Origin of the sequence: Pseudomonas sp. B21-023, assembly GCF_024749165.1 — a bacterium.
Classification (GTDB): Bacteria; Pseudomonadota; Gammaproteobacteria; order Pseudomonadales; family Pseudomonadaceae; genus Aquipseudomonas.
On record NZ_CP087190.1, the window covers coordinates 4412499 to 4433653 of the forward strand.

The window sequence follows — 21155 nt, forward strand, 5'->3', positions numbered from 1 at the left end:
CGATCCTAGGTTCTGTACGAAAAGCCTTGAGACGCAGGTCAGGCAAGGCGAAAACAGCCGAGGAAGCGGAGTGTACTAGAGTACATGAGCATTCCGAGGCTGTTTTCAACGCAGCATGAACAAGTATCAAGGCTTTTCGTATAGAGCCTAATGAAGGGAATCAGGCCTTGCGCAGCCAGTAGGTATAGACCCCGGCCTCGGCCGTTTCATGCAGCAGCGTATGACCGGCCAGTTGAGCAAATGTGCGGAAGTCGCGTTGCGAGCCGGCATCGGTGGCGAGCACCTTGAGCACCGCGCCGCTGGCAAGGCGATTGAGCTCCATCTTCGCCTTGAGCAGCGGCAATGGACAGTTGAGACCGCTGGCATCGAGCTCGGCGTCACAAGTCGGGGTGTCACTCATCGGGCAGCGCTCCAGGACCGCATGGGGAAGGCCGCTAGGATACCGCCACTGGTCGGCATCGCGCGACCCGGCTACAGTAAGGCTTTTGACCGACGCGAGCTTCTGCATGAATCTACTGCGCCCCACCCTGTTGACGCTGGCCTGCCTGCTGGCCCTGCCCGGCCACGCCGACGACCTGCCGTCACTGGGCGACGCCAGCTCCGCGATCGTCTCGCCACAACAGGAACACCAGCTCGGCCGCGCCTGGCTGAGCCTGTTGCGCGGCCAGGTGAACCAGCTCAACGACCCACAGCTCAAGGACTTCGTCGAGACCAGCGTGTACAAGCTGGCCGAGACCAGCCAACTGCAGGACCGGCGCCTGGAGTTCATCCTTATCGACAGCAAGGAACTCAACGCCTTTGCCGCACCCGGTGGCATCGTCGGGGTCAACGGCGGCCTGTTCCTCAATGCCCAGACCGAAGGCGAGTACGCCTCGGTATTGGCCCACGAACTGGCGCACTTGTCGCAACGCCACTTCGCCCGCGGCGTCGAGGCCCAGCAACGCATGCAACTGCCGATGATGGCGGCCTTGCTGGCCGGTATCGTGCTGGCGGCGGGCGGCGGCGGCGATGCCGGCATTGGCGTGATCGCCGGCACACAGGCCGCGGCAATCCAGGAGCAGCGGCGCTTTTCCCGGCAGAACGAACAGGAAGCCGACCGTTTCGGCATCCTCAACCTGGAAAAGGCCGGCTACGATCCGCGCAACATGCCCAGCATGTTCGAGCGCCTGGCCCGCCAGTACCGCTACGATGCCAAGCCGCCGGAATTCCTGCTGACCCACCCGGTTACCGAATCGCGTATCGCCGACACCCGCAACCGCGCCGAACAGGCGCCCAAGGGCGGCGTGGAAGACAGCCTGCGCTACCAGTTGATCCGCGCCCGCGTGCAGCTCACCTACGAAGGCACGCCGGGCATGGCCGCCAAGCGTTTCCGCGCCCAGCTCGACGAAACCCCGAACATGGATGCCGCCCGCTACGGACTGGCCCTGGCGCAGATCAAGGGCGGCCAGCTCAACGAAGCGCGGGAGAACCTCAAGCCGCTGCTGGCCAAGGCGCCCAACGACATCACCTACAACCTGGCGCAGATCGACCTGGACATCACCAACAACCGCCTGGCCGACGCCCAGCAGCGCGCCCAGCGCATGCAGGCGCTGTACCCGGGCAACTACCCGTTGAAACAGGTGCGCGCCGACCTGCTGGTCAAGCAGAACAAGCCAGCCGAAGCGGAAAAGGTGCTGGATGACCTGGTCAAGAACCGTCCGGACGATCCAGACGTGTGGTACGACGTGGCCGAAGTGCGCGGGCTGTCGGGCAACACTATCGGCCTGCACCGCGCGCGCGCCGAATACTTCACCCTGGTCGGCGACTTCGACCAGGCGATCCAGCAGCTCGACTACGCCAAGCGCCGCTCGGGCAGCAACTTCCCGCTGGCTTCGCAGATCGACCAGCGCCAGCGCGAGATCATGGAGCAGCAGCGCATGGTCAAGGAGATGATGGGGCGCTGATACACAGCCAGAAACCATCGCGGGGCTTGCCCCGCGATAGTTTGTGCAACCGGTCAGGCGTTACCGGACAACTTCAACCGCGCCGCCTGGGTGAAGTCGAGCATGCGGTTCAACGGCTTGATCGCCTTGGGAATCAGCGCCGGCTCGACGAAGATCTCGTTGCTGCCATTGCGCAGACAGTCCAGCACCCGCTCCAGGGTGTTCATGGCCATCCACGGGCAGTGCGCGCAGCTGCGGCAGGCCGCGCCGTTGCCAGCGGTCGGCGCCTCGACGAATTCCTTGTCCGGGCACAGCTGCTGCATCTTGTAGAAGATGCCGCGGTCGGTGGCGACGATGAAGGTCTTGTTCGGCAAGGTCTGCGCCGCCTTGATCAGCTGGCTGGTGGAACCTACCGCGTCTGCCAGCTCGATCACCGCTTCCGGCGACTCGGGGTGCACCAGGATCGCGGCGTCCGGGTACAGCGCCTTCATGTCGGCCAGCTGGCGCGACTTGAACTCTTCATGAACGATGCAGGCGCCATCCCACAGCAGCATGTCGGCACCAGTCTGCTTCTGGATGTAGCGACCCAGGTGCTGGTCCGGGCCCCAGATGATGGTCTCGCCGTTGTCCATCAGGCTTTCGACGATTTCCAGCGCGCAGCTGGAGGTCACCACCCAGTCGGCGCGGGCTTTCACTGCCGCGGAAGTATTGGCGTAGACCACCACGGTGCGCTCGGGATGCTGGTCGCAGAAATCCGAGAATTCCTTGACCGGGCACCCCAGGTCGAGGGAACAGGTCGCTTCCAGGGTCGGCATCAGCACGCGTTTTTCCGGGGTGAGGATCTTCGCCGTCTCGCCCATGAAGCGCACCCCTGCCACCACCACGGTCTCGGCGGGGTGATTCTTGCCGAAGCGCGCCATTTCCAGCGAGTCGGACACGCAGCCGCCGGTTTCCTCGGCCAGGGCCTGGATCACCGGATCGCAATAGTAGTGGGCCACCAGCACGGCGTTCTGCTTCTTCAGCTCGGCAGCGATGGCCGCACGGTAATCGGCCTCCTGCGCGGGCGTCAGTGGGTTGGGCTGCTTGGCATCGAGGTGCGCCTGGACCAACAGGCGTTCGGAAATCTGGGTCATGATCGCTGGACCTGCAGGGCGCTTGAGCGCGTCAGTCGAGTGTATCACCCGGCCCTGGCAGATCGGCTAGCGGTGCCGGACGGCCAGCGTCTCGGCCCCTCTGCGGGCGCGGATTATTATCGGACGCGAAGGCTACAGGCAATCGGAAGGATGCAAAAGGGGTTTTTGCAGCCCTCCGTCGCGGGGCAAGTCGGGTCGCCGCATCGCCGCTCCCACGATGATGGGAGCGGGTCTGCCCGAGGGCTCAGCCCTGCGGCTGCAGCGCCGCCAGGTGGCCGCTGATCAGCATGGCGAACTCTTCGACGGTCATCTTCTTGCCGTTGAAGTCGACCATGCCATCGGCATACTGCAGGCTCGATACCACATCGGTGCCCTCTACCGTGGCCATGCCGCTCTGCAGCGCCATCATGCCGAGCATCTCGCCAGCCTGGCTGGACTGCTGGGCAATGGCCTGGGCGTCGGTCTCGCCGTCGAGCAGCGCCTGCAACGTGGCCAGGTCACCGACCATCGGCTTGGAGACACTGAGCTTGGCCTTCAGCTGGGTCAGCAGCTGCTTGCCCAGCTGGTCAGGCGGCAGGTCGAACGAGCTGGGGCTGGCGAAGTCCATCGCCAGGTTGAAGTGGCTCTCGCCATTGGCGGTCTTGAACGCCAGCTTCTCCACCGCCACCTGCGGCTTGGCTACCAGCAGCTTGTGCAGGTCGCCCTGGACCTTGGCCTGTTCCTCGGGGGTCATTTCCAGCGACGGGGCCTCGCCCTCGGCCGCCGCCTGCTGCATCTGCGGCAGCTGGGTCTGGTACCACTCCATCAACGCCTGCATGGCCGCGATGTCGATGGACTTCATGGTCAGGACCATTTCCGCGCTACCGACCTTGCGCCCGCCGTAGCTGATGTCGGCGACCTTGTATTCCAGGCGCCCGGCCAGCTTGTCCTTGGCCTCGCCCTCGGCGTTGTACAGGTTGTTCTGCTGCAGGCCCTTGAGCACCAGCACTTCCTGCTTCGGCCCGAAGGTCACCTGGGTGTCGGCCAGGGCCAGGTCGAAGTTGCCGACGTAGACCATGTCGTGAGCGGTTTCGTGGAGCTTGCCGCCGGCCTTGAAGCCGTTGAGCAGGATCTTCACCGGCGCGTGTTGCTCATCGACGAAGTTCAACTCCAGGTGCTCGGCATTGCCGTGGATCTCCACCGCCTTGCCGTCGCGGTCACCGCGCAGTTGCAGCTGCAGGCCGGAGAAGTCCAGGACGTTGCCGCCGTCTTCCTTGAGCGTCACCGGCGCCAGGCGGATATCGCTGTCGACGCTGCCGTTGTAGCCGAGGCTGACCTGGGCGGTGACCGGTGCCTTGTCGCCGGCGGCGGTGAACCAGCCTGCGGTGAAGTCATCCTTGTCCAAAGCACTGTTGCTGGTGGCCATGACCGGCATCAGCTTGAACGCCTTGACCCGCGACCAGGGGAACGGGCCGTGCTCGATCTGGTCGGTCACGCCAACCTGGAAGTTCAGCGCCTCGGCCTCGCCGAGCTGCACGTTCTCGGCCTTCAGGCGGTAGTGCGCGGTGCTGGTGAAGAAGTGCTGCTCCAGCGAGACCAGCTCGATGGTCATGCTGCCGCCGTTGCCGACCAGGGCTTTCTTCAGCTCTTCGTTGCCGCGGGCAACGGAGCGTTCCAGCTCCGCGGGCAGTTGCTTGCCGGTGTACCAGGCGCCAGCGGTGGTTGCGACGGCGATGGCGACCGCCAGGCCGGAAAGGATGCCTACTGATTTCTTCATGAATAGAACCGATTGCTGTCCATAGGGAGGGCGATTGGGCGGACCACGGAAACGAGGGCACGCGGGGTGGCAAGAATACCATCGGCGCCCGGCCGGCGCGGTAATGCTTGCTGTATTTCGTTTATCGGCACCTCAAGGACAGCCTGCCTTGGCCAACAGCAATGTCAATTTTTACGAACATCAAAATCGACTTACGATCCGTTCAATCGGCCAATAACAGTGCATAACGGCCAAAAAAACCGATTCACCTTCCATTCAATTGACTACCTGTCACGTTTAACTTGACACTCAAACGACCATCGTTGTTTATTTCGCGCACCCTGCAGCTCCAACATAAAAGGTGAATAACATGGAGCCCATCCGCTCGACCTTGTCGTGCCCGTCACTCGCCGTGCCCGTTGTTTCGACACAGGAGCAGCGCCCGCATGCAGCCTGACCACAGCGCTTCCGGCGATCCCCAGTTCCACAAGTCCCTGCGCCTCTGGCACGTGGTGATCATCGGCCTGGCCTACCTCACCCCGATGACCGTGTTCGATACCTTCGGCATCGTCTCCGGCATCACTGCAGGGCATGTGCCCAGCGCCTACATCCTGGCCCTGGCCGGCATCCTGTTCACTGCCGTGAGCTACGGCACGCTGGTGCGGCGCTTCCCGCAGTCGGGCTCGGCGTACACCTACACCCAGCGCGCCATCAACCCGCACGTGGGCTTCCTGGTCGGCTGGTCGTCGCTGCTGGACTACCTGCTGCTGCCCATGGTCAACGCGCTGCTGGCCAAGCTCTACCTGTCGGCAATGTTTCCCGAAGTGCCGGCCTGGGTATGGGTGGCCAGCTTCGTCACCCTGATCAGCCTGATCAACATGCGCAGCATCAACCTGGTGGCGCACTTCAACCTGCTGTTCGTCGCCGTGCAGGTGGCGATCATCTCGGTGTTCATCTACCTGTGCTGGCGCGGCTTGGGCCACGGCGAGGGACTGGGCACCGCCTGGAGCCTGCTGCCGTTCGCCGATGACCAGACCCAGTTCGCCGCGCTGGCCGCGGGCGCGACCATCCTGTGCTTCTCGTTCCTGGGCTTCGATGCAGTGACCTGCCTGTCGGAGGAGACCCGCGACCCGGGCAAGACCATCCCCCGGGCGATCTTCCTGACCGCCCTGATCGGCGGCGTGGTGTTCATCGGGGTGTCGTACTTTATCCAGGCCTACTTCCCGACCATGCAGCGCTTCCACGACCAGGAAGCAGCCCTGCCGGAAATCGCCCTGTACGTCGGCGGCAAGCTGTTCCAGTCGGTGTTCATCGCCTGCACGGTGATCAACACCATCGCCTCGGGCCTGGCCTCGCAGACCAGCGTGTCGCGCCTGCTGTACGTGATGGGCCGCGACAACGTGATCCCGGCCGGGGTGTTCGCCCGCCTGCACCCGCGCTACAAGACCCCGGTGCTGAACATCGCCGTGGTCGGCCTGATTTCGCTGTCGGCGATCTTCTTCGACCTGGTCACCGCCACTTCGGTGATCAACTTCGGCGCGCTGGTGGCGTTCAGCTTCGTCAACCTCTCGGTGATCAACCACTGCTATATCCGTGAGAGACAGAACAAGGGCCTGACGAACAACCTCAAGTATCTGGTGGCGCCGACGATAGGCTTCTGCATCATCGTCTCGCTGTGGCTGGACCTGAACGAACACTCCTTGCTGTTCGGCGGTGTCTGGGCCCTGCTTGGCGTGCTCTACCTGGCTTGGCTGACCAAGGCCTTCAGGGTTGCGCCACCGAACTGCATCGCCGAATGACCCCACCGACGCCCGCCTGACCGCGGGCGTTGTGTTTGCCCGAGAAGGAAAAGCCCATGTCGCAGCGCCGTCTCTCCATCCAGTGGAAGATCACCCTGCTCGCCGGCCTGTGCCTGCTGGCCATCGTCGCCCTGCTGGTGGCCACCTCGCTCACCCAGGCCCGGCGCAGCGCCGAGCAGGTATTCCAGGCCAACACCGAACTGCTCGACCACAGTGCCCGCTTGCGCCTGCAGGCCCACGGCGAAACCCAGGCCTTGCGCATCCAGCGCTACTTCATGGAGGCCTACCAGTACGGCAACGGTTTCGCCCGCCTGGTGCAGGCGCTCAAGGCCCGTGGCGGTGCCGAACTGCGCGGTGAGCTGAGCCGAGAAGCCCGCGCCGCACTGGCCGGCAATACCGACCTGATCGGCCTGTACCTGGTGTTCCAACCCAACGCCCTGGACCAGCAGGACGCGCGCTTCGTAGGCCAGGCCGACAACGGCAGCAACGACAGCGGGCGTTTTTCGCTGTACTGGTCGCAGCCCGGCACTGGCAACCTCGAAGCGGAGGCCATGCCCGAATCGATGCTCGCCGATACCAGCATCGGCGCCAACGGTTCGCCCTACAACCGCTGGCTGACCTGCCCGCTGGAAACCGCCAAGGCGTGCGTGCTAGACCCGTATTTCGACGAGGTCAACGGTCATCAGGTACTGATGACCAGCATTGCCCTGCCGCTGCTGGAAAACGGCAAGGTGGTGGGCGTGGTCGGCCTGGACATCGGCCTGGACAACCTGCAGCAACTGAGCCTGGCCGGCCGCCAGGAGCTGTTCGACGGCCAGGGCCAGGTCAGCATCGTCAGCCCTGCGGGCCTGCTCGCCGGCCACAGTCAGGATGCCGGCCAGTTGAGCAAGACCGTGCAGCAGGCCTTCGGTGCCAGCGCGGCGGCCCTGGCCGCACCACTGCGCGCCGGCCAGGCCGTCGAGCGCCTGGACCAAGGCACCATGCGTATTTCCCGACCCTTTGCGCCAATTCCCGGGGCGGCACCGTGGCAGGTGCTGCTCGAACTGCCCGAGCAGGTACTGCAAGCCCCCGCCGTCACCCTCAACCAGCGCCTGGACAGCCAGAACCAGCAGGCCAACCTCGTCAGCCTGCTGGTCGGCCTGGGCGCCGCCGTGCTGGGGCTGCTGCTGGTGTGGCTGACCGCCCGCGGCGTGACCCGGCCAATCCTGGCCGTGGCCGCCCGCCTGGAGGACATCGCCAGCGGTGAAGGCGACCTGACCCGGCGCCTGGACTACGCCCGCGACGACGAACTGGGCCAGCTCACCGGTTGGTTCAACCGCTTCCTCGACAAACTGCAACCGGTGATCGCCCAGCTCAAGGGTTCGCTGCAGGAAGCCCGCGGCACTGCCGACCAGTCGGCGCTGATCGCCCGCCAGACCAGCGACGGCATGCAGCAACAGCACCGCGAAATCGAACAGGTGGCCACGGCGGCCAACGAGATGAGCGCCACTGCCCATGACGTTGCCCACAACGCCGCACAGGCCGCCCAGGCTGCACGCGGTGCCGACCAGGCAACCCGCGATGGCTTGGCGCGGGTGGGCGCCACCCGCGAAGCTATCGCCCAACTTGCCGGCGGCATGGATGCGGCCATGGATGAAGCCCGCGCCCTGGAAAGCCGTGGCGAACAGATCGGCTCGGTACTTGAAGTGATCCGCGCCATCGCCGAGCAGACCAACCTGCTGGCCCTCAACGCCGCCATCGAAGCGGCCCGCGCCGGCGAAGCCGGGCGAGGCTTTGCGGTGGTCGCCGACGAAGTACGCAACCTGGCGCAGCGCACTCAAGTGTCGGTCGAGGAGATCCGCCAGGTAATCGAAGGCTTGCAGCAAGGCACCCAGGACGTGGTCGAGGCAATGCAGGCCGGCCAGCGCCAGGCCCAGGACAGTGCCGCGCAGATGGAACAGACCTTGCCAGCACTGCAGCGTATCGGCGAGGCGGTGACGGTGATCACCGACATGAATCTGCAGATCGCCTCGGCCGCCGAGGAACAGAGCGCAGTGGCCGAAGAGGTGAACCGCAACGTGGCGGGCATCCGCGACGTGACCGAATCGCTGTCGGGGCAGGCCGACGAATCGGCGCACATCAGCCAGGCGTTGAACCGGCTGGCCAACCAGCAGCAGGCACTGATGGCGCAGTTCCGGGTTTGAATCCGCCCCCGGATGAAACAGCAACAGCGGACTGCCAGTAGCTGCACGGTCCGCCGTGACAAAGGCTGACAGCTCACGACAAGGCTGCCCCTCCATCAATCCCTCCACTTGAAGGGATATGACCCTCCGAAACCGATATCTGGCCACGCCAGGTATCGGTTTTTTGTTGCATCAATGATGAATAAATTTCCGCCATATTGTTTCGTACATTTCATGACAGTTACAAAACGACCATTTCACACTCCACAATGACGTCGACGCATCTCAGTAAATATGGGCAATCCAGATGAATGCGTGCAAATTTCAACTTTGCCACACGATCAAAACGACGAAACCAAGCATTCCAAAATGGAATGATATAGCAACTAATTGTCGTTTGTTGCGAACACCTTTCAACGCCAATACTGATTTCAATCAATGCAATCGCCACCGCCGCAGCACTGGAGAAGCTGCTGGCAGACCAGCGCCCCATCCGCGCTCGTCACCTGCAACTGGAAGTGGTCAGTTCACAACAAAAACAACAACTCACCCGAATGCAGATCCAATAGGTTGCCCATGACCCATTCGAACAACAACGGAAGTTTGACTGCCGCAGCCCCACCTTCCGGACACCTCAAGCGCACCCTCACCAGCCGTCACCTGAACATGATCGCCATCGGCGGCTCCATCGGCACCGGCCTGTTCGTCTCCTCCGGCGCCACCATTGCCCAGTCTGGCCCCGGCGGCGCACTGCTGGCCTTCGCGGTGATTGGCCTGATGGTCTACTTCCTGATGACCAGCCTCGGCGAAATGGCCGCGTGCATGCCGGTCAGCGGCTCGTTCTCCACCTATGCCTCGCGCTACGTCGAAGAAAGCTTCGGCTTCGCCCTGGGCTGGAACTACTGGTACTCCTGGGCAGTGACCATCGCCGTGGACCTGGTGGCCGTACAGATCATCATGCTCTACTGGTTCCCGGACACCCCCGGGGTGATCTGGAGCGCGGCCTTCCTGGTGCTGCTGTTCGCCCTCAATGTCGCCTCGGTGCGCTTCTTCGGCGAGGCGGAGTTCTGGTTCGCCCTGATCAAGGTCATCACCATCATCATCTTCATCGCCGTGGGTGTGCTGATGCTGCTGGGCATCCTCGAAGGCGGCCAGGACGGTGGCGCCCACCTCTGGCAGATCGGCGACGCGCCCATTGCCGGCGGCCTGCCGGCGCTGATCGGCGTGGCGATGATCGTCGGTTTCTCGTTCCAGGGCACCGAATTCGTGGGCATCGCCGCTGGCGAAACGGAAAACCCGGGACGCAACATTCCCAAGGCCGTGCGCCAGATCTTCTGGCGCATCCTGCTGTTCTACGTACTCACCATTGTCGTGATCGGCCTGCTGATCCCCTACACCGACCCGCGCCTGCTCAAAGACGGCCTGTCGGATGTCACCATTAGTCCGTTCACCCTGATCTTTACCAAGGCTGACATGCTCGCCGCCGCCGCCGTGATGAACGCAGTGATCCTGACCTCGGTGCTGTCCGCCGGCAACTCAGGCATGTATGCCTCGTCGCGCATGCTCTACAGCCTGGCGCTGGAGCGCAAGGCGCCGGCCATCTTCGCCCGGGTGACCCGCAGTGGCACGCCGGTCTGGGCGCTGCTGGCCACCGCCGCGGTCGCGGGTCTGTGCCTGCTGAGCTTCCTGTTCAGCCCCGGCAAGCTCTACCTGTGGCTGCTGAACACCTCCGGCATGCTCGGTTTCATCGCCTGGCTGGGCATCGCCATCAGCCATTACCGCTTCCGCCGCGGCTACCTGCTCAATGGCAATGACCTCGCGAAACTGCCGTATGTGTCGAAATACTTCCCGTTCGGCCCGCTGTTCGCCTTCGGCCTGTGCATGGTGGTCATGCTCGGGCAGAACTACCAAGCGTTCATCGGCGGGCAGATCGACTGGGTCGGTGCCTTTGCCACCTACGTCGGCCTGGTGCTGTTCGTGGTGGTCTGGTTCGGCCACAAGCTGGTCACAGGCTCCAAGGTGGTGCGCTACAGGGAAATGGACTTCTCCAGTATCGAGATTCGCAAAGCCGAACGCAGCAAGGCAGAGCCCACAGGTGATGCGCTCGCGGCCAGCCAGCAACCCGCCTGAACTCTCCATTGGCGGACCCGCCCCGGTCCGCCCACCACTGCTCCGGGACCCTGATGAACAGCACCTTCGACTCCTACTACGAAGCCACCGCCAGCAGAACCTTCTACCCTGCCCAGAGCGGGCGCACCGATACCCGCGTCTGCATCCTCGGTGGTGGCCTGGCCGGCCTGTCGACCGCAATAGGGCTTGCCGAGCGCGGGGTGAGCGATGTGACACTCCTCGAGTCGCAACGCGTCGGTCATGGCGCCTCGGGACGCAACGGCGGCTTCGTCTTCGGCGGCTACAGCCTCGGCAACGCCGATCTGCTGGCGGCGTTGGGCGCCAACGAGGCACGCAAGCTGTATCGATTGACACTCGACGCCGTCGACCTGATCCGCGAACGTACCCGCAAATACACCATCGATTGCGACCTGGTCGACCAGGGTGTGATCCTCGCCAACTGGTTCAACGACCCGTCGCGCCTTGAGAAACCGCGCCAGCTGATGAAGCAGGCTTATGGCGTCGACTGGGAATACATCGCCCCCGGGGAACTTAAGGAACAGCTCAGGACCGAGCGCTATTACGGCGGGTTGCTGGAGCGCAACGCATTCCACTTCCACCCGCTCAAGTATGTCTGCGGCATCGCCCAGGCAGCCGCACAGGCTGGGGTGACGATCTACGAACAGTCGCCGGTGACCAGTATCGAGAAGAAGGCTGGCGGCTACATCGTGCGCACCGGCCAGGGCGAAGTCCATGCCGAGCAGGTGGTGTTCAGCGCAGGGGGCTATGCCCGCGGCGTCTACGCCCTGATCGAACGCGCCGTGCTGCCGATCGCCACCTACGTGGTGACCACTGCGCCACTGGGCGCACGCCTGCAGGACGCCATCGACTGCCAGTCGGCCATCTACGATACACGCTTCGCCTTCGATTATTATCGCCCGCTGAAAGACAGCCGGATCCTCTGGGGCGGACGCATCTCCATTCTCGATCGCGGGCCGCAGGCCATCGCCAGGCTGCTCAAGGCCGACCTGGCGAGCGTCTACCCGCAATTCGAGGACGTGGAACTGGAGTACTCCTGGGGCGGCCTGATGAGCTACGGACGCCACCAGATGGCGCAGATCGGCCAGGACCACAACGGCATCTGGCACGCGGTCGGTTTCGGCGGCCATGGCATGGCCCCGACCACGGTCGCCGGCGAAGTCCTGGCGGACGCCATCGCCCACCGCCTGCCGATCCCGAGCGGTTTCAGTCGGTTCGGCCTCGATCGCACCTTCGGCCTTGCTGGCCTGGTGGCTGCGCAGGCCACCTACACCGCCTACCAGGCACGCGATGCGTTCGATGCACGGCGCCTGAATCGTTGACAGTGGGTCAGGCCACTTTTTCGACAGGCATGAAAAAGCCCGCCATGAAGGCGGGCTTTTTCGTACTGCATATGGTGGGTCGTGTAGGATTCGAACCTACGACCAATTGGTTAAAAGCCAACTGCTCTACCAACTGAGCTAACGACCCGTTGGATGGCGCGTATACTACTGATTTCTCAGAAGAATTCAACACCCCATCGCAAATTTTTTCAAAAATACCGAGTGGGGTCCTCTACACCGGCGGCCTTGAAGCCATCAGCGCGCAGGCGGCAGCTGTCGCATTTGCCGCAGGCACGCCCGTCGTCGTCGGCCTGGTAGCAAGAAACGGTCAGGCTGTAGTCCACGCCACGGGCGATGCCCGCCTGGACAATCTGCGCCTTGCTCAGGTTCTGCAGCGGCGCCTGGATGCGGAAGCCCTGCCCTTCCACGCCTGCCTTGGTAGCCAGGTTGGCCATGCGCTCGAAGGCTTCGACGAACTCCGGGCGGCAGTCCGGGTAGCCGGAGTAGTCCACGGCGTTGACACCAATGAAGATGTCACGGGCTTCGAGCACCTCCGCCCAGCCCAGGGCCAGGGACAGGAACACGGTGTTGCGAGCCGGCACGTAGGTGACCGGAATCCCCTCGCTCGGCGCCTCGGGCACATCGATGCTGCTGTCGGTCAGGGCCGAGCCACCGATGCCATCGAGATTCAGGCCGATCACCTTGTGCTCGACCACGCCCAGGTCACGGGCTACCCGTGCCGCGGCGTTGAGCTCGGCGCGATGGCGCTGACCATAGTCGAAGCTCATGGTGTAGCACTGGTAGCCGTCGGCCTTGGCCATGGCTACCACGGTGGCCGAATCCAGGCCACCGGACAGCAGGATTACCGCGCGTTTGTCAGTCATGTCTTTCTCCTCAGCGTCCGGGTTCGTCGTTCCACAGCAGCTTGTGCAGCTGCAGCTGGAAGCGTACGGGCAGGTTGTCGGCGACGATCCAGTCGGCCAGGTCGGTGGCGCTCACCTGGTGGTGGCTGGGCGAAAACAGCACTTCACCGGCGCGCTCGGCCAGGTTGTACTGGATCAGCTTGGAAACCGCCCAATCGTAGTCCTCGCGGGAACAGATGACGAACTTGACCTGGTCGTTGCCGGTCAGCAGCTCTATATTCTCGTAGCGATTGCGGTGAGACTCCTCGGAGCCTGGGGTCTTGAGATCGACCACGCGGCTGACCCGGGTGTCGACGCCACTGATGTCGAGAGCGCCACTGGTTTCCAGCGACACGTCGTAACCGGCGTCGCACAGGCGTTGCAACAAAGGCAGCGCGTTGGGCTGGGCCAGAGGCTCGCCACCGGTCACGCAGACGTAGCGCGGCTTGAAGCCGGCCACCTGCTCAACAATGGAGTCGAGGGTGCGGATAGTGCCGCCACTGAAGGCATAGGCACTGTCGCAGTACTGGCAGCGCAGGGGGCAACCGGTCAGGCGCACGAAAACCGTGGGCAGCCCGGCCGTTCGCGTTTCACCCTGCAACGAGTAAAACACTTCGGTGATGCGTAATGTGTCTTGCATGATCGCCACGGGCGTGACAGCTGAACAGGCTGTCCGCCTCCGTCAGGCACTGTCGCGGACTCGACAAAGCGTTATCCGCGGCAGCGTGTTTACGAAAAAAGGGCCGTGATTCTAACGAAAAAACCCGCGACAAGCGCGGGTTTCTTCTTCAACGGGTCGTTCAGAGCTTTTGCAGGTCGCGTTGCGCCAGTTGCGCGGCGGAAGTGCCGGGGTACTGGGTGATGACCTGCTGCAGGATGCCCTTGACCTTGTCGGTGTGGCCCATGCGGCGCTCGACATCGGCCAGCTTGTACAGCGAATCCGGCACCTTGCTGTGTTTCGGGTACTTCTGACCGACCTCGGCGAACGCCTGGCTGGCACCTTGCAGGTCGCCCTTGGCCAGGTTGACCTCGCCGAGCCAGTACTGGGCATTGCCGGCGTACTGGCTGTTGGGGTACTTGCGCAGGAAGGCGTTGAAGGCCTGGCTGGCCTTGTCGAAGTCCTTCTGCTTGATCAGGTCGAAAGCGGCGTCGTAATACAGCTTCTCTTTCGCCGGATCGCCCGGCTCGCTGCTCGCGGCCGGTGGCTGCGCGGCATTGGTGCCGGCGGCCGCACCCGTGGCTGCGCTGTTCGCGCCACCGGTGGAAGAATTGTCTGGAGTCGCGGCAGGCGCGGCACCGCTGCTGATGCGGCGGTCGAGATCCTGGTAGCGCTCGAGGTTTTCCTGCTTCATGCGCGACACATCGTTCTGCAGCTCTTCGATGATGCCTTGCTGGCGGGAAATCTGGTCCTGCATCTGCTGCAGCTGCATGAACAGCTGGCCATTTGCAGAAGCAGGGGCCGAAGCCCCTGCTCCGGCATAGGCGCCGCTCGTGCCATAACCCGCAGGTGGATAGCCACCCGCGTTGTCATCTACTACGGGAACCGCAGCCCACGCCGAAAGGGGCAGGCTGAGTGCGAGGACGGTTACAGCACGACGGCACATACGCATAGGAACTTACTTACGCAGTTCTACGCGACGGTTCTGGGCCCAGGACTGCTCGTCGTTGCCGGTGGCAACTGGACGCTCTTCGCCGTAGGAAACCAGTTCCAGCTGAGCAGGGGAAACGCCCTGCAGAACCAGGTAGCGCTGAACGGCCTTGGCACGACGCTCACCCAGAGCCATGTTGTACTCGCGAGTGCCGCGCTCGTCGGTGTTGCCTTCCAGGACAACGCGGTTGCCGTTGGACTTCAGGTCCTTGGCGTGAACGTCCAGAGCGCGCATGGCTTCTGGCTTCAGGTCCGAGCTGTCGTATTCGAAGTAGAAGGTGGTGATTGCGCGCAGGGCGGCTTCTTCGCTCAGGGAGCCGTCGACAGCGCCAGTGTTGGCACCGTAGCCAGCGTTCGGATCAACAGCGCCTTCACCAGCGTTGTCGCCGCCTTTCGAGGAGCAACCTACAGCTACAGCCATGGCCAGAGCCAGCGCAGCGAATTTACCAAACTTCAGCATTTCCATCGTGAAACTCCTAATGAAACCCCAGTGTGTTAAGCAAAACGTGTTACGCCGCAATCAGTTCAGGTAAGGGGACCAGGACGGTTCTCTGACTTCGCCTTGAGCGGTAGGAAGCGGGAGCCTCACGCGGCCGTTAAGCGACACGAGCATCAAGACTCCCCGGCCCTGCTGGCGGGTGGCGTAGATTAGCATGGTGCCGTTTGGCGCAACAGTGGGAGACTCATCAAGACTGGTCTCGGAGAGAATCTTTACACTTCCACGTTGCAGGTCCTGCGCGGCCACCTTGAAGTTGGTGAATCCTTGCTGGCGATGGATCATCACCAGAGTCTTTTCGTCCGCCGACAATTTCGGGTTGGCGTTGTAGTTACCCACGAACGTCACGCGCTCGGCACCACCGCCACCAACCGACTGCTTGTAGATCTGCGGCTTGCCGCCACGGTCGGAGGTGAAGTACAGGGTGTTGCCATCCTTGCCCCAGAACGGCTCGGTATTGATGCCTGGGCCTGCGGTGACACGGGTGATCTGGCGCGAAGCCACGTTCATCACATAGATGTCCGGGTTGCCGTCCTTCGACAGCACGAATGCCAGGCGCGAGCCGTCAGGCGACCAGGCAGGCGCGCCGTTCAGGCCTTCGAAGTTGGTGATCTGCTCGCGGCGACCGGTGTCGATGTGCTGGATGAAGATGCGCGGGCGCTTCTGCTCGAACGAGACATAGGCGATACGCTTGCCATCGGGTGCGAAGCGCGGCGACAGGATCGGCTCACGCGACTGCAGCAGGGTTACTGCACGGGCACCGTCGTAGTCCGAACGCTGCAGGGTGTAACGGGTGTTGTTGGTGGAGAAACGCTCAGCGGTCACGTACAGCATGCGCGTGGAAAACGCACCCTTGATACCGGTGAGCTTTTCGAACGACTGGTCGGCAATGTAGTGCGACATGTCGCGCAACTGGTCGACGCCACCGGCGACGCTGCCGGTCAGGACCTGCTGTTCGGTGGCAACGTTGAACAGGGCGTACTGCACCTGCAGGCGACCGCCGGACGGCACGATACTGCCGACCATGACGTACTGGGCACCCAACGCTTTCCAGTCACGGAAGATCACTTCGCTGGCCTGGGTCGGCTGGCTGATCATGTTCTGCCGCGGGATCGGCGCGTAGTAGCCGGAGTTGCGCAGGTCGTTGCCGATGATATCGGCCATGTCTTCCGGCAGTACGCTGCCACCCTGCAGACCGAACGGCACTACCGCGATGGGGGTCGCCCGGTCGCTACCGCTGGTGACCAGGATGTTCTTTTCCTCTGCCATGGCCATGCCTGCCACGCAGCAGAGCAAGACCAGCAGTCCTCTCAGACGTTTAATCACAACGCTAGATCCTCAGGTGTAAATGTCATCTTGAATGAACGATACGGATTGAACTCGTTCGGCTTCAAGCCCTGCATTTCGGTCAACCGACCAATGTTCTTCACCGCGGCCACGGCCGAGCTGTCGAACGGACCGTCGCCACTGGACTTGGCCACACTCACATTGGTGAGGGTGCCGTCCGGCAGCATGTTGATCTGCAGAACTACCGTCATGCCCTTGCGCGCGGATGGCGGACGCGCCCAACCTTCGGCCGCGCGCATGCGGATCAGGTCGTCGAAGTCGCCGGCCACCTGGTCACCCTGCTCGTCGGCCAGCGCCTGCTGCCGTTCGGTGGTGTCGGACAACAGCTCGGCAAGTGCCTGGGCCTTTTTGTCTTCCGCCGCCTTGCGGGCCGCTTCCTGTGCCTTTTTCTTCTGGGCGTCTGCAGCGGCCTTTTTCTTGGCCTCTTCAGCTGCCTTCTTCTTCGCGTCCTCGGCCGCCGCTTTCTTCTTGGCGTCCTCGGCTGCTTTTTTCTTCGCGTCTTCGGCGGCTTTCTTCTTCGCCTCTTCCGCAGCCTGTTTCTTGGCTTCTTCCTCGGCCTTCTTCTTCGCTTCTTCCTCAGCCTTCTTCTTGGCGATGTCGGCCTGCTGCTTCTCGGCAGCCTTCTTCGCTTCCTCGGCTTTCTTGGCCTCGGCGGCTTTCTTCTGCTCGGCGGCCTTGGCGGCGTCGTCTGCTTTCTTCGCCTCGGCGGCTTCGCGAGCCTCCTCGGCCTTTTGAGCGGCGTCGGCTTTCTTTTGTTCCGCGGCCTTCACGGCCTCCTGCTCGACCTTCTTCTGCTCCAGCTGTTCGACCTCGGTCTGGCGTGAGGCAGTCTTCTTCGCCTCCCCGGCAATCTTCTGATTGGTCTGGGTGGTCGCCTGGCTCTTGGACTTGAGCTGGTACAGCGTGGCCTGGACGATAGGCTTGGAGGGCGGCAGCTCGGGCGTCATGGCGAAGCTGACGAACAGCATGCCGAACACCAGCACGTGCAGCGCAATGGCCCAGACACTGGGCCAGAAGTAGCTTTCCGAGGCGGATGGCTCTCGCTGTTGCATCAGGGCGCCTCGGTAATCAGGCCAACGTTACCGACACCGGCCTTCTGCAACCCGCCCATGGCGCCCATGACCGCACCGTAGTCGACAGCCTTGTCGCCACGGATGAAGACCTGGGTCTGCTTGCCCTGGTCACGGCCGGCGGCGATGATCTTGGTCACCGCGCTGGTCATTTCCGGCAAGGTCATGGCCTTGTCCATCTGTTTGTCGGTGTCGACTTCGCTGCCGAGGTTCCAGTAGTAGGTCTTGTCGGCCTTGATCGAGATGGTCAGGACCTGGACGTTGTTGTCCTGCGGCAGGGCTTCGCTGGAAACCTTGGGCAGATCCACCTTCACGCCCTGGTTGAGCATCGGGGCGGTCACCATGAAGATAACCAGTAGCACCAGCATCACGTCGATGTAGGGCACCACGTTCATCTCGGCGACCGGCTTGCGTTTGTGGCGAACTCGGGCCATGGGTTTCTACCTGATCACTCTTCGCTGGTGTGTACTTTGCGGTGCAGGATCGCCTGGAACTCATCGGCGAACGTGTAGTAGCGCCCGATCAGCACTTCACTGCGCGCGGCAAAACGGTTGTAGGCGATCACAGCCGGGATCGCGGCGAACAGGCCGATCGCAGTGGCGATCAGCGCCTCGGCGATGCCCGGGGCCACGGTGGCCAGGGTGGCCTGCTGGGCGCTGGCCAGGCCGCGGAAGGAGTTCATGATGCCCCACACGGTACCGAACAGGCCGATGTACGGGCTGGTGGAACCGACGGTGGCCAGGAACGGCAGGCTCTGCTCGAGCTTTTCTTCCTCGCGGGAGATGGCCACGCGCATGGCACGCCCCACCCCTTCCATGACCGCGTCCGGGTCGACACCCGGTTGCTGGCGCAGGCGCGAGAATTCCTTGAAGCCGGCACGGAAGACCTGCTCGACCCCCGAGTCCGGGTCTGGGTTGCTGCCCGCCTGGCGGTACAGCTTGGACAGGTCGATGCCCGACCAGAAGCGCTCTTCGAAAGCGTCCAGTGCACGACGACCGGCGCGCAGCATGGTGCTGCGCTGGAAGATCATGATCCAAGAGGTCACCGAGGCTGCCACGAGGGTCAGCATCACCAGCTGAACCACGACACTGGCATTGGCGACCAGGCTCCACATGGAGGTATGGTCGACGACGTTTGCTTCCACGCTTATTCTCCTGCGTTCGATTGAGTACCCGTGCCGTCCGCCAGGAAGGCGTCGCGCAGTTCTGGGGGAATGGCCCGGGGTTTGAAAGTGTCGGCGCGCACGGCGGCCACCAGGAACTGCCCTTCGCAGAGCAGCACTTCATCCTTTGCTCGCCACACCTGCTGCACGAAGCGCAGGCTGGCACGATTCAATTCAAGTACTTGCGCGGTTACCCGCAACTCGTCGTCCAGGCGGGCCGGCGCGTGGTAGCGCGCCTCGCTGGAATGGACCACGAACAACAGGTTGTCCTGCGCCAGCTGGGCCTGGGAGAACCCCAGGTGACGTAGCCGCTCGGTGCGTGCGCGCTCCATGAATTTGAGGTAGTTGACGTAATACACCACGCCACCGGCGTCGGTATCCTCGTAATAGACGCGACAGCGGTGTGCGAACGGTTCCAGCCCATTTTGCGCGCGCATACTCTAGTGCTTACTCCTGTGCTTGCCAATCCGCTGCGGCAACTGTTTTTGCATCGATAATGTCGTATTGCCAGCGAAGCCAGGGCATGCCAGCGGTAGGACCGCAAAAATGCCGATTCGATCTGTCATTCGTCGTCTTGCGCCGCATATTCCCCACCCTCGCAGAAACGCCCGGGAATGTTCAGGCCGAAATGCAGGTAGGCGTGCCGGGTGACCACGCGCCCACGGGGGGTACGCATGATATAGCCCTGCTGGATGAGGTAGGGCTCGAGCACGTCCTCGATGGTGTGGCGCTCCTCGCCGATCGCCGCGGCGATATTGTCGAGCCCCACCGGACCACCGTCGAACTTCTCGATCATGGTCAGCAGCAGACGCCGGTCGGAGTGATCGAAGCCACGCTCGTCGACATCCAGCAGGTTCAGCGCCATGTCCGCGACCGCCTTGGTGATCTCACCCTTGCCGCGCACTTCGGCAAAGTCGCGCACCCGCCGCAGCAGGCGATTGGCGATCCGTGGCGTGCCACGGGCCCGGCGGGCGATCTCGAATGCGCCCTTGTCGTCCATGGGCAAGCCGAGGATGCCGGCCGAACGGCTGACGATGGTCGCCAGGTCCCTGTCGCTGTAGAACTCCAGGCGCTGGACGATACCGAAGCGATCACGCAGCGGGTTGGTCAGCATGCCGGCACGCGTGGTGGCGCCGACCAGGGTGAACGGCGGCAGGTCGAGCTTGATCGAGCGCGCGGCCGGGCCCTCGCCGATCATGATGTCCAGCTGGAAGTCTTCCATCGCCGGATAGAGCACTTCCTCGACCACCGGTGACAAGCGGTGGATCTCGTCGATGAACAGCACGTCGTGCGGCTCGAGATTGGTCAGCATCGCCGCCAGGTCGCCGGGCCGCTCGAGAATCGGGCCGGAGGTGCTCTTCACCGACACGCCCATCTCGTGGGCGATGATGTTGGCCAACGTGGTCTTGCCCAAGCCCGGCGGACCAAAGATCAGGGTGTGGTCGAGTGACTCGCTGCGCCCGCGCGCGGCCTGGATGAACAGCGACATCTGCTCGCGCACCACCGGCTGGCCGATGTATTCGTCCAGACTCAGCGGGCGGATCGCACGATCCTGGACCTCTTCGCGGTCGCGTCCGGAGGCGGCGATCAGGCGGTCGGTCTCGATCACTTGGTAATCATCCCTTTGAGGCTGCGACGGATCAGCTCCTCACTGCTGAGGTTGGCCTTGCCCTCGATGGCGGCAATGGCCTTGCTGGCCTCTTGCGGCTTGTAGCCCAGCGACACCAGGGCGCTGACCGCGTCGGCCTCGGCATTGGAGGCACTGGCCACCGGCACCGGGCCATCGGACACCAGGGTGAACATGGCGGGCGAGGTTTCCCAGGCCTTGAAGCGATCCTTGAGCTCGACCAGCAGGCGCTCGGCGGTCTTCTTGCCAACACCGGGCACACGCACCAACGCCGAGGCATCCTGGGCCTGGACGCAGCGCACCAGTTCGTCGGCCTCGAGCCCCGACATCAGCGCCAGCGCCAGTTTCGGGCCAACGCCGTTGAGGCGGATCAGCTCGCGGAACAGCTCGCGTTCGCGCTTTTCGAAGAAGCCGTACAACAGATGGGCGTCTTCACGCACCACCAGATGGGTGTGCAGGGTGACGGTCTCGCCCAGCTTGGGCAGACGGTACAGCGTGGTCATCGGCACTTCGAGCTCATAGCCCAGGCCGTTGATGTCGACAATCAGGTGCGGCGGCTGTTTTTCCGCCAGGGTGCCACGCAAACGTCCAATCACGTTCCGATCCTTCCTCTGGGGTGCCGGTCGAAAACCGGTCCACCCTATCAGCAAATGCGCCGGGAAAGTGCTTCACCCGGACAAAA

18 protein-coding genes, 1 tRNA gene and 2 pseudogenes are annotated in these 21155 nt (G+C 63.3%); 6 read left to right on the plus strand and 15 right to left on the minus strand.

All coding sequences use genetic code 11. The annotated features are described in order from the left end of the window. Positions 1-160: 160 nt before the first annotated feature. A complete protein-coding gene (locus tag LOY42_RS19770; RefSeq protein ID WP_023630920.1) occupies positions 161-400 on the minus strand; it encodes a sulfurtransferase TusA family protein in 240 nt (79 codons plus the stop codon). A 106-nt stretch (positions 401-506) separates the two neighbouring features. On the opposite strand from LOY42_RS19770, the gene LOY42_RS19775 reads away from it, so the two are divergent. Next, on the plus strand, positions 507-1943 hold the full coding sequence (locus LOY42_RS19775; protein WP_046856749.1) for a M48 family metalloprotease: 1437 nt from the start codon (positions 507-509) through the stop codon (positions 1941-1943). Positions 1944-1996: 53 nt separating this feature from the next. Here LOY42_RS19775 and nadA read toward each other — a convergent pair whose 3' ends face one another. Both nadA and LOY42_RS19785 read right to left on the minus strand, forming a co-directional pair. Then, positions 1997-3055 carry a quinolinate synthase NadA gene (gene nadA / locus LOY42_RS19780; RefSeq protein ID WP_046856750.1) on the minus strand — a complete coding sequence of 353 codons (1059 nt, stop codon included), beginning with the start codon at positions 3053-3055 and terminating at the stop codon, positions 1997-1999. A 244-nt stretch (positions 3056-3299) separates the two neighbouring features. Further along, positions 3300-4811, minus strand: coding sequence for a YdgA family protein (locus LOY42_RS19785; protein ID WP_258598935.1), 1512 nt, complete (start codon positions 4809-4811; stop codon positions 3300-3302). Between the two features lie 425 nt (positions 4812-5236). Here LOY42_RS19785 and LOY42_RS19790 point away from each other — a divergent pair, with 425 nt between their 5' ends. The 5 genes and pseudogenes from LOY42_RS19790 (at position 5237) to LOY42_RS19805 (ending at position 12221) form a co-directional block, all read left to right on the plus strand. After that, a complete protein-coding gene (locus tag LOY42_RS19790) occupies positions 5237-6589 on the plus strand; it encodes an APC family permease (protein ID WP_258598937.1) in 1353 nt (450 codons plus the stop codon). A 275-nt stretch (positions 6590-6864) separates the two neighbouring features. Then, positions 6865-7866 (plus strand): annotated as a pseudogene (locus tag LOY42_RS26700) (chemotaxis protein); the annotation flags it as partial. A gap of 396 nt (positions 7867-8262) precedes the next feature. After that, positions 8263-8772 (plus strand): annotated as a pseudogene (locus LOY42_RS26705) (methyl-accepting chemotaxis protein); the annotation flags it as partial. A gap of 555 nt (positions 8773-9327) precedes the next feature. After that, positions 9328-10881 carry an amino acid permease gene (locus LOY42_RS19800; RefSeq protein ID WP_139673112.1) on the plus strand — a complete coding sequence of 518 codons (1554 nt, stop codon included), beginning with the start codon at positions 9328-9330 and terminating at the stop codon, positions 10879-10881. A 53-nt stretch (positions 10882-10934) separates the two neighbouring features. Continuing rightward, a complete protein-coding gene (locus LOY42_RS19805) occupies positions 10935-12221 on the plus strand; it encodes an FAD-binding oxidoreductase (RefSeq protein WP_258598942.1) in 1287 nt (428 codons plus the stop codon). A gap of 72 nt (positions 12222-12293) precedes the next feature. Here the strand turns inward: LOY42_RS19805 and LOY42_RS19810 are convergent. The 12 genes from LOY42_RS19810 to ruvA all read right to left on the minus strand — a co-directional run bounded on the left by LOY42_RS19810 (position 12294) and on the right by ruvA (position 21069). Then, positions 12294-12369, minus strand: a tRNA-Lys gene (locus LOY42_RS19810). 61 nt (positions 12370-12430) lie between these two features. Further along, positions 12431-13105 carry a 7-cyano-7-deazaguanine synthase QueC gene (gene queC / locus LOY42_RS19815; protein ID WP_050704481.1) on the minus strand — a complete coding sequence of 225 codons (675 nt, stop codon included), beginning with the start codon at positions 13103-13105 and terminating at the stop codon, positions 12431-12433. Between the two features lie 10 nt (positions 13106-13115). Continuing rightward, positions 13116-13763 carry a 7-carboxy-7-deazaguanine synthase QueE gene (gene queE / locus LOY42_RS19820; protein WP_139673117.1) on the minus strand — a complete coding sequence of 216 codons (648 nt, stop codon included), beginning with the start codon at positions 13761-13763 and terminating at the stop codon, positions 13116-13118. 160 nt (positions 13764-13923) lie between these two features. Next, a complete protein-coding gene (gene ybgF / locus LOY42_RS19825; RefSeq protein ID WP_110697868.1) occupies positions 13924-14733 on the minus strand; it encodes a tol-pal system protein YbgF in 810 nt (269 codons plus the stop codon). Positions 14734-14739: 6 nt separating this feature from the next. Beyond that, the gene (pal, locus tag LOY42_RS19830; RefSeq protein WP_008090230.1) at positions 14740-15237 is read right to left on the minus strand and encodes a peptidoglycan-associated lipoprotein Pal; all 498 of its coding nucleotides are present in this window, start codon (positions 15235-15237) and stop codon (positions 14740-14742) included. Between the two features lie 54 nt (positions 15238-15291). Further along, the gene (tolB, locus tag LOY42_RS19835; protein ID WP_218571129.1) at positions 15292-16542 is read right to left on the minus strand and encodes a Tol-Pal system beta propeller repeat protein TolB; all 1251 of its coding nucleotides are present in this window, start codon (positions 16540-16542) and stop codon (positions 15292-15294) included. A gap of 47 nt (positions 16543-16589) precedes the next feature. Then, entirely contained in the window at positions 16590-17666 is a 1077-nt protein-coding gene (tolA, locus tag LOY42_RS19840; RefSeq protein ID WP_139673124.1) for a cell envelope integrity protein TolA, read from the minus strand. Further along, positions 17666-18118, minus strand: coding sequence for a protein TolR (tolR, locus tag LOY42_RS19845; RefSeq protein WP_023628694.1), 453 nt, complete (start codon positions 18116-18118; stop codon positions 17666-17668). Before tolR ends, tolA begins: the two co-directional genes overlap by 1 nt. Before the next feature lie 14 nt (positions 18119-18132). Continuing rightward, positions 18133-18828: a protein TolQ gene (tolQ, locus tag LOY42_RS19850; RefSeq protein ID WP_023628695.1), complete on the minus strand. Its 696-nt coding sequence runs from the start codon at positions 18826-18828 to the stop codon at positions 18133-18135. A gap of 2 nt (positions 18829-18830) precedes the next feature. Next, positions 18831-19283, minus strand: coding sequence for a tol-pal system-associated acyl-CoA thioesterase (gene ybgC, locus LOY42_RS19855; RefSeq protein ID WP_023628696.1), 453 nt, complete (start codon positions 19281-19283; stop codon positions 18831-18833). Positions 19284-19408: 125 nt separating this feature from the next. Next, positions 19409-20455 (minus strand): Holliday junction branch migration DNA helicase RuvB, encoded by a 1047-nt coding sequence (ruvB, locus tag LOY42_RS19860; protein WP_023628697.1) that lies wholly within the window; start codon positions 20453-20455, stop codon positions 19409-19411. Next, positions 20452-21069, minus strand: coding sequence for a Holliday junction branch migration protein RuvA (ruvA, locus tag LOY42_RS19865; RefSeq protein WP_102681676.1), 618 nt, complete (start codon positions 21067-21069; stop codon positions 20452-20454). The genes ruvB and ruvA overlap by 4 nt, the downstream gene beginning before the upstream one ends. Positions 21070-21155: the final 86 nt, after the last annotated feature.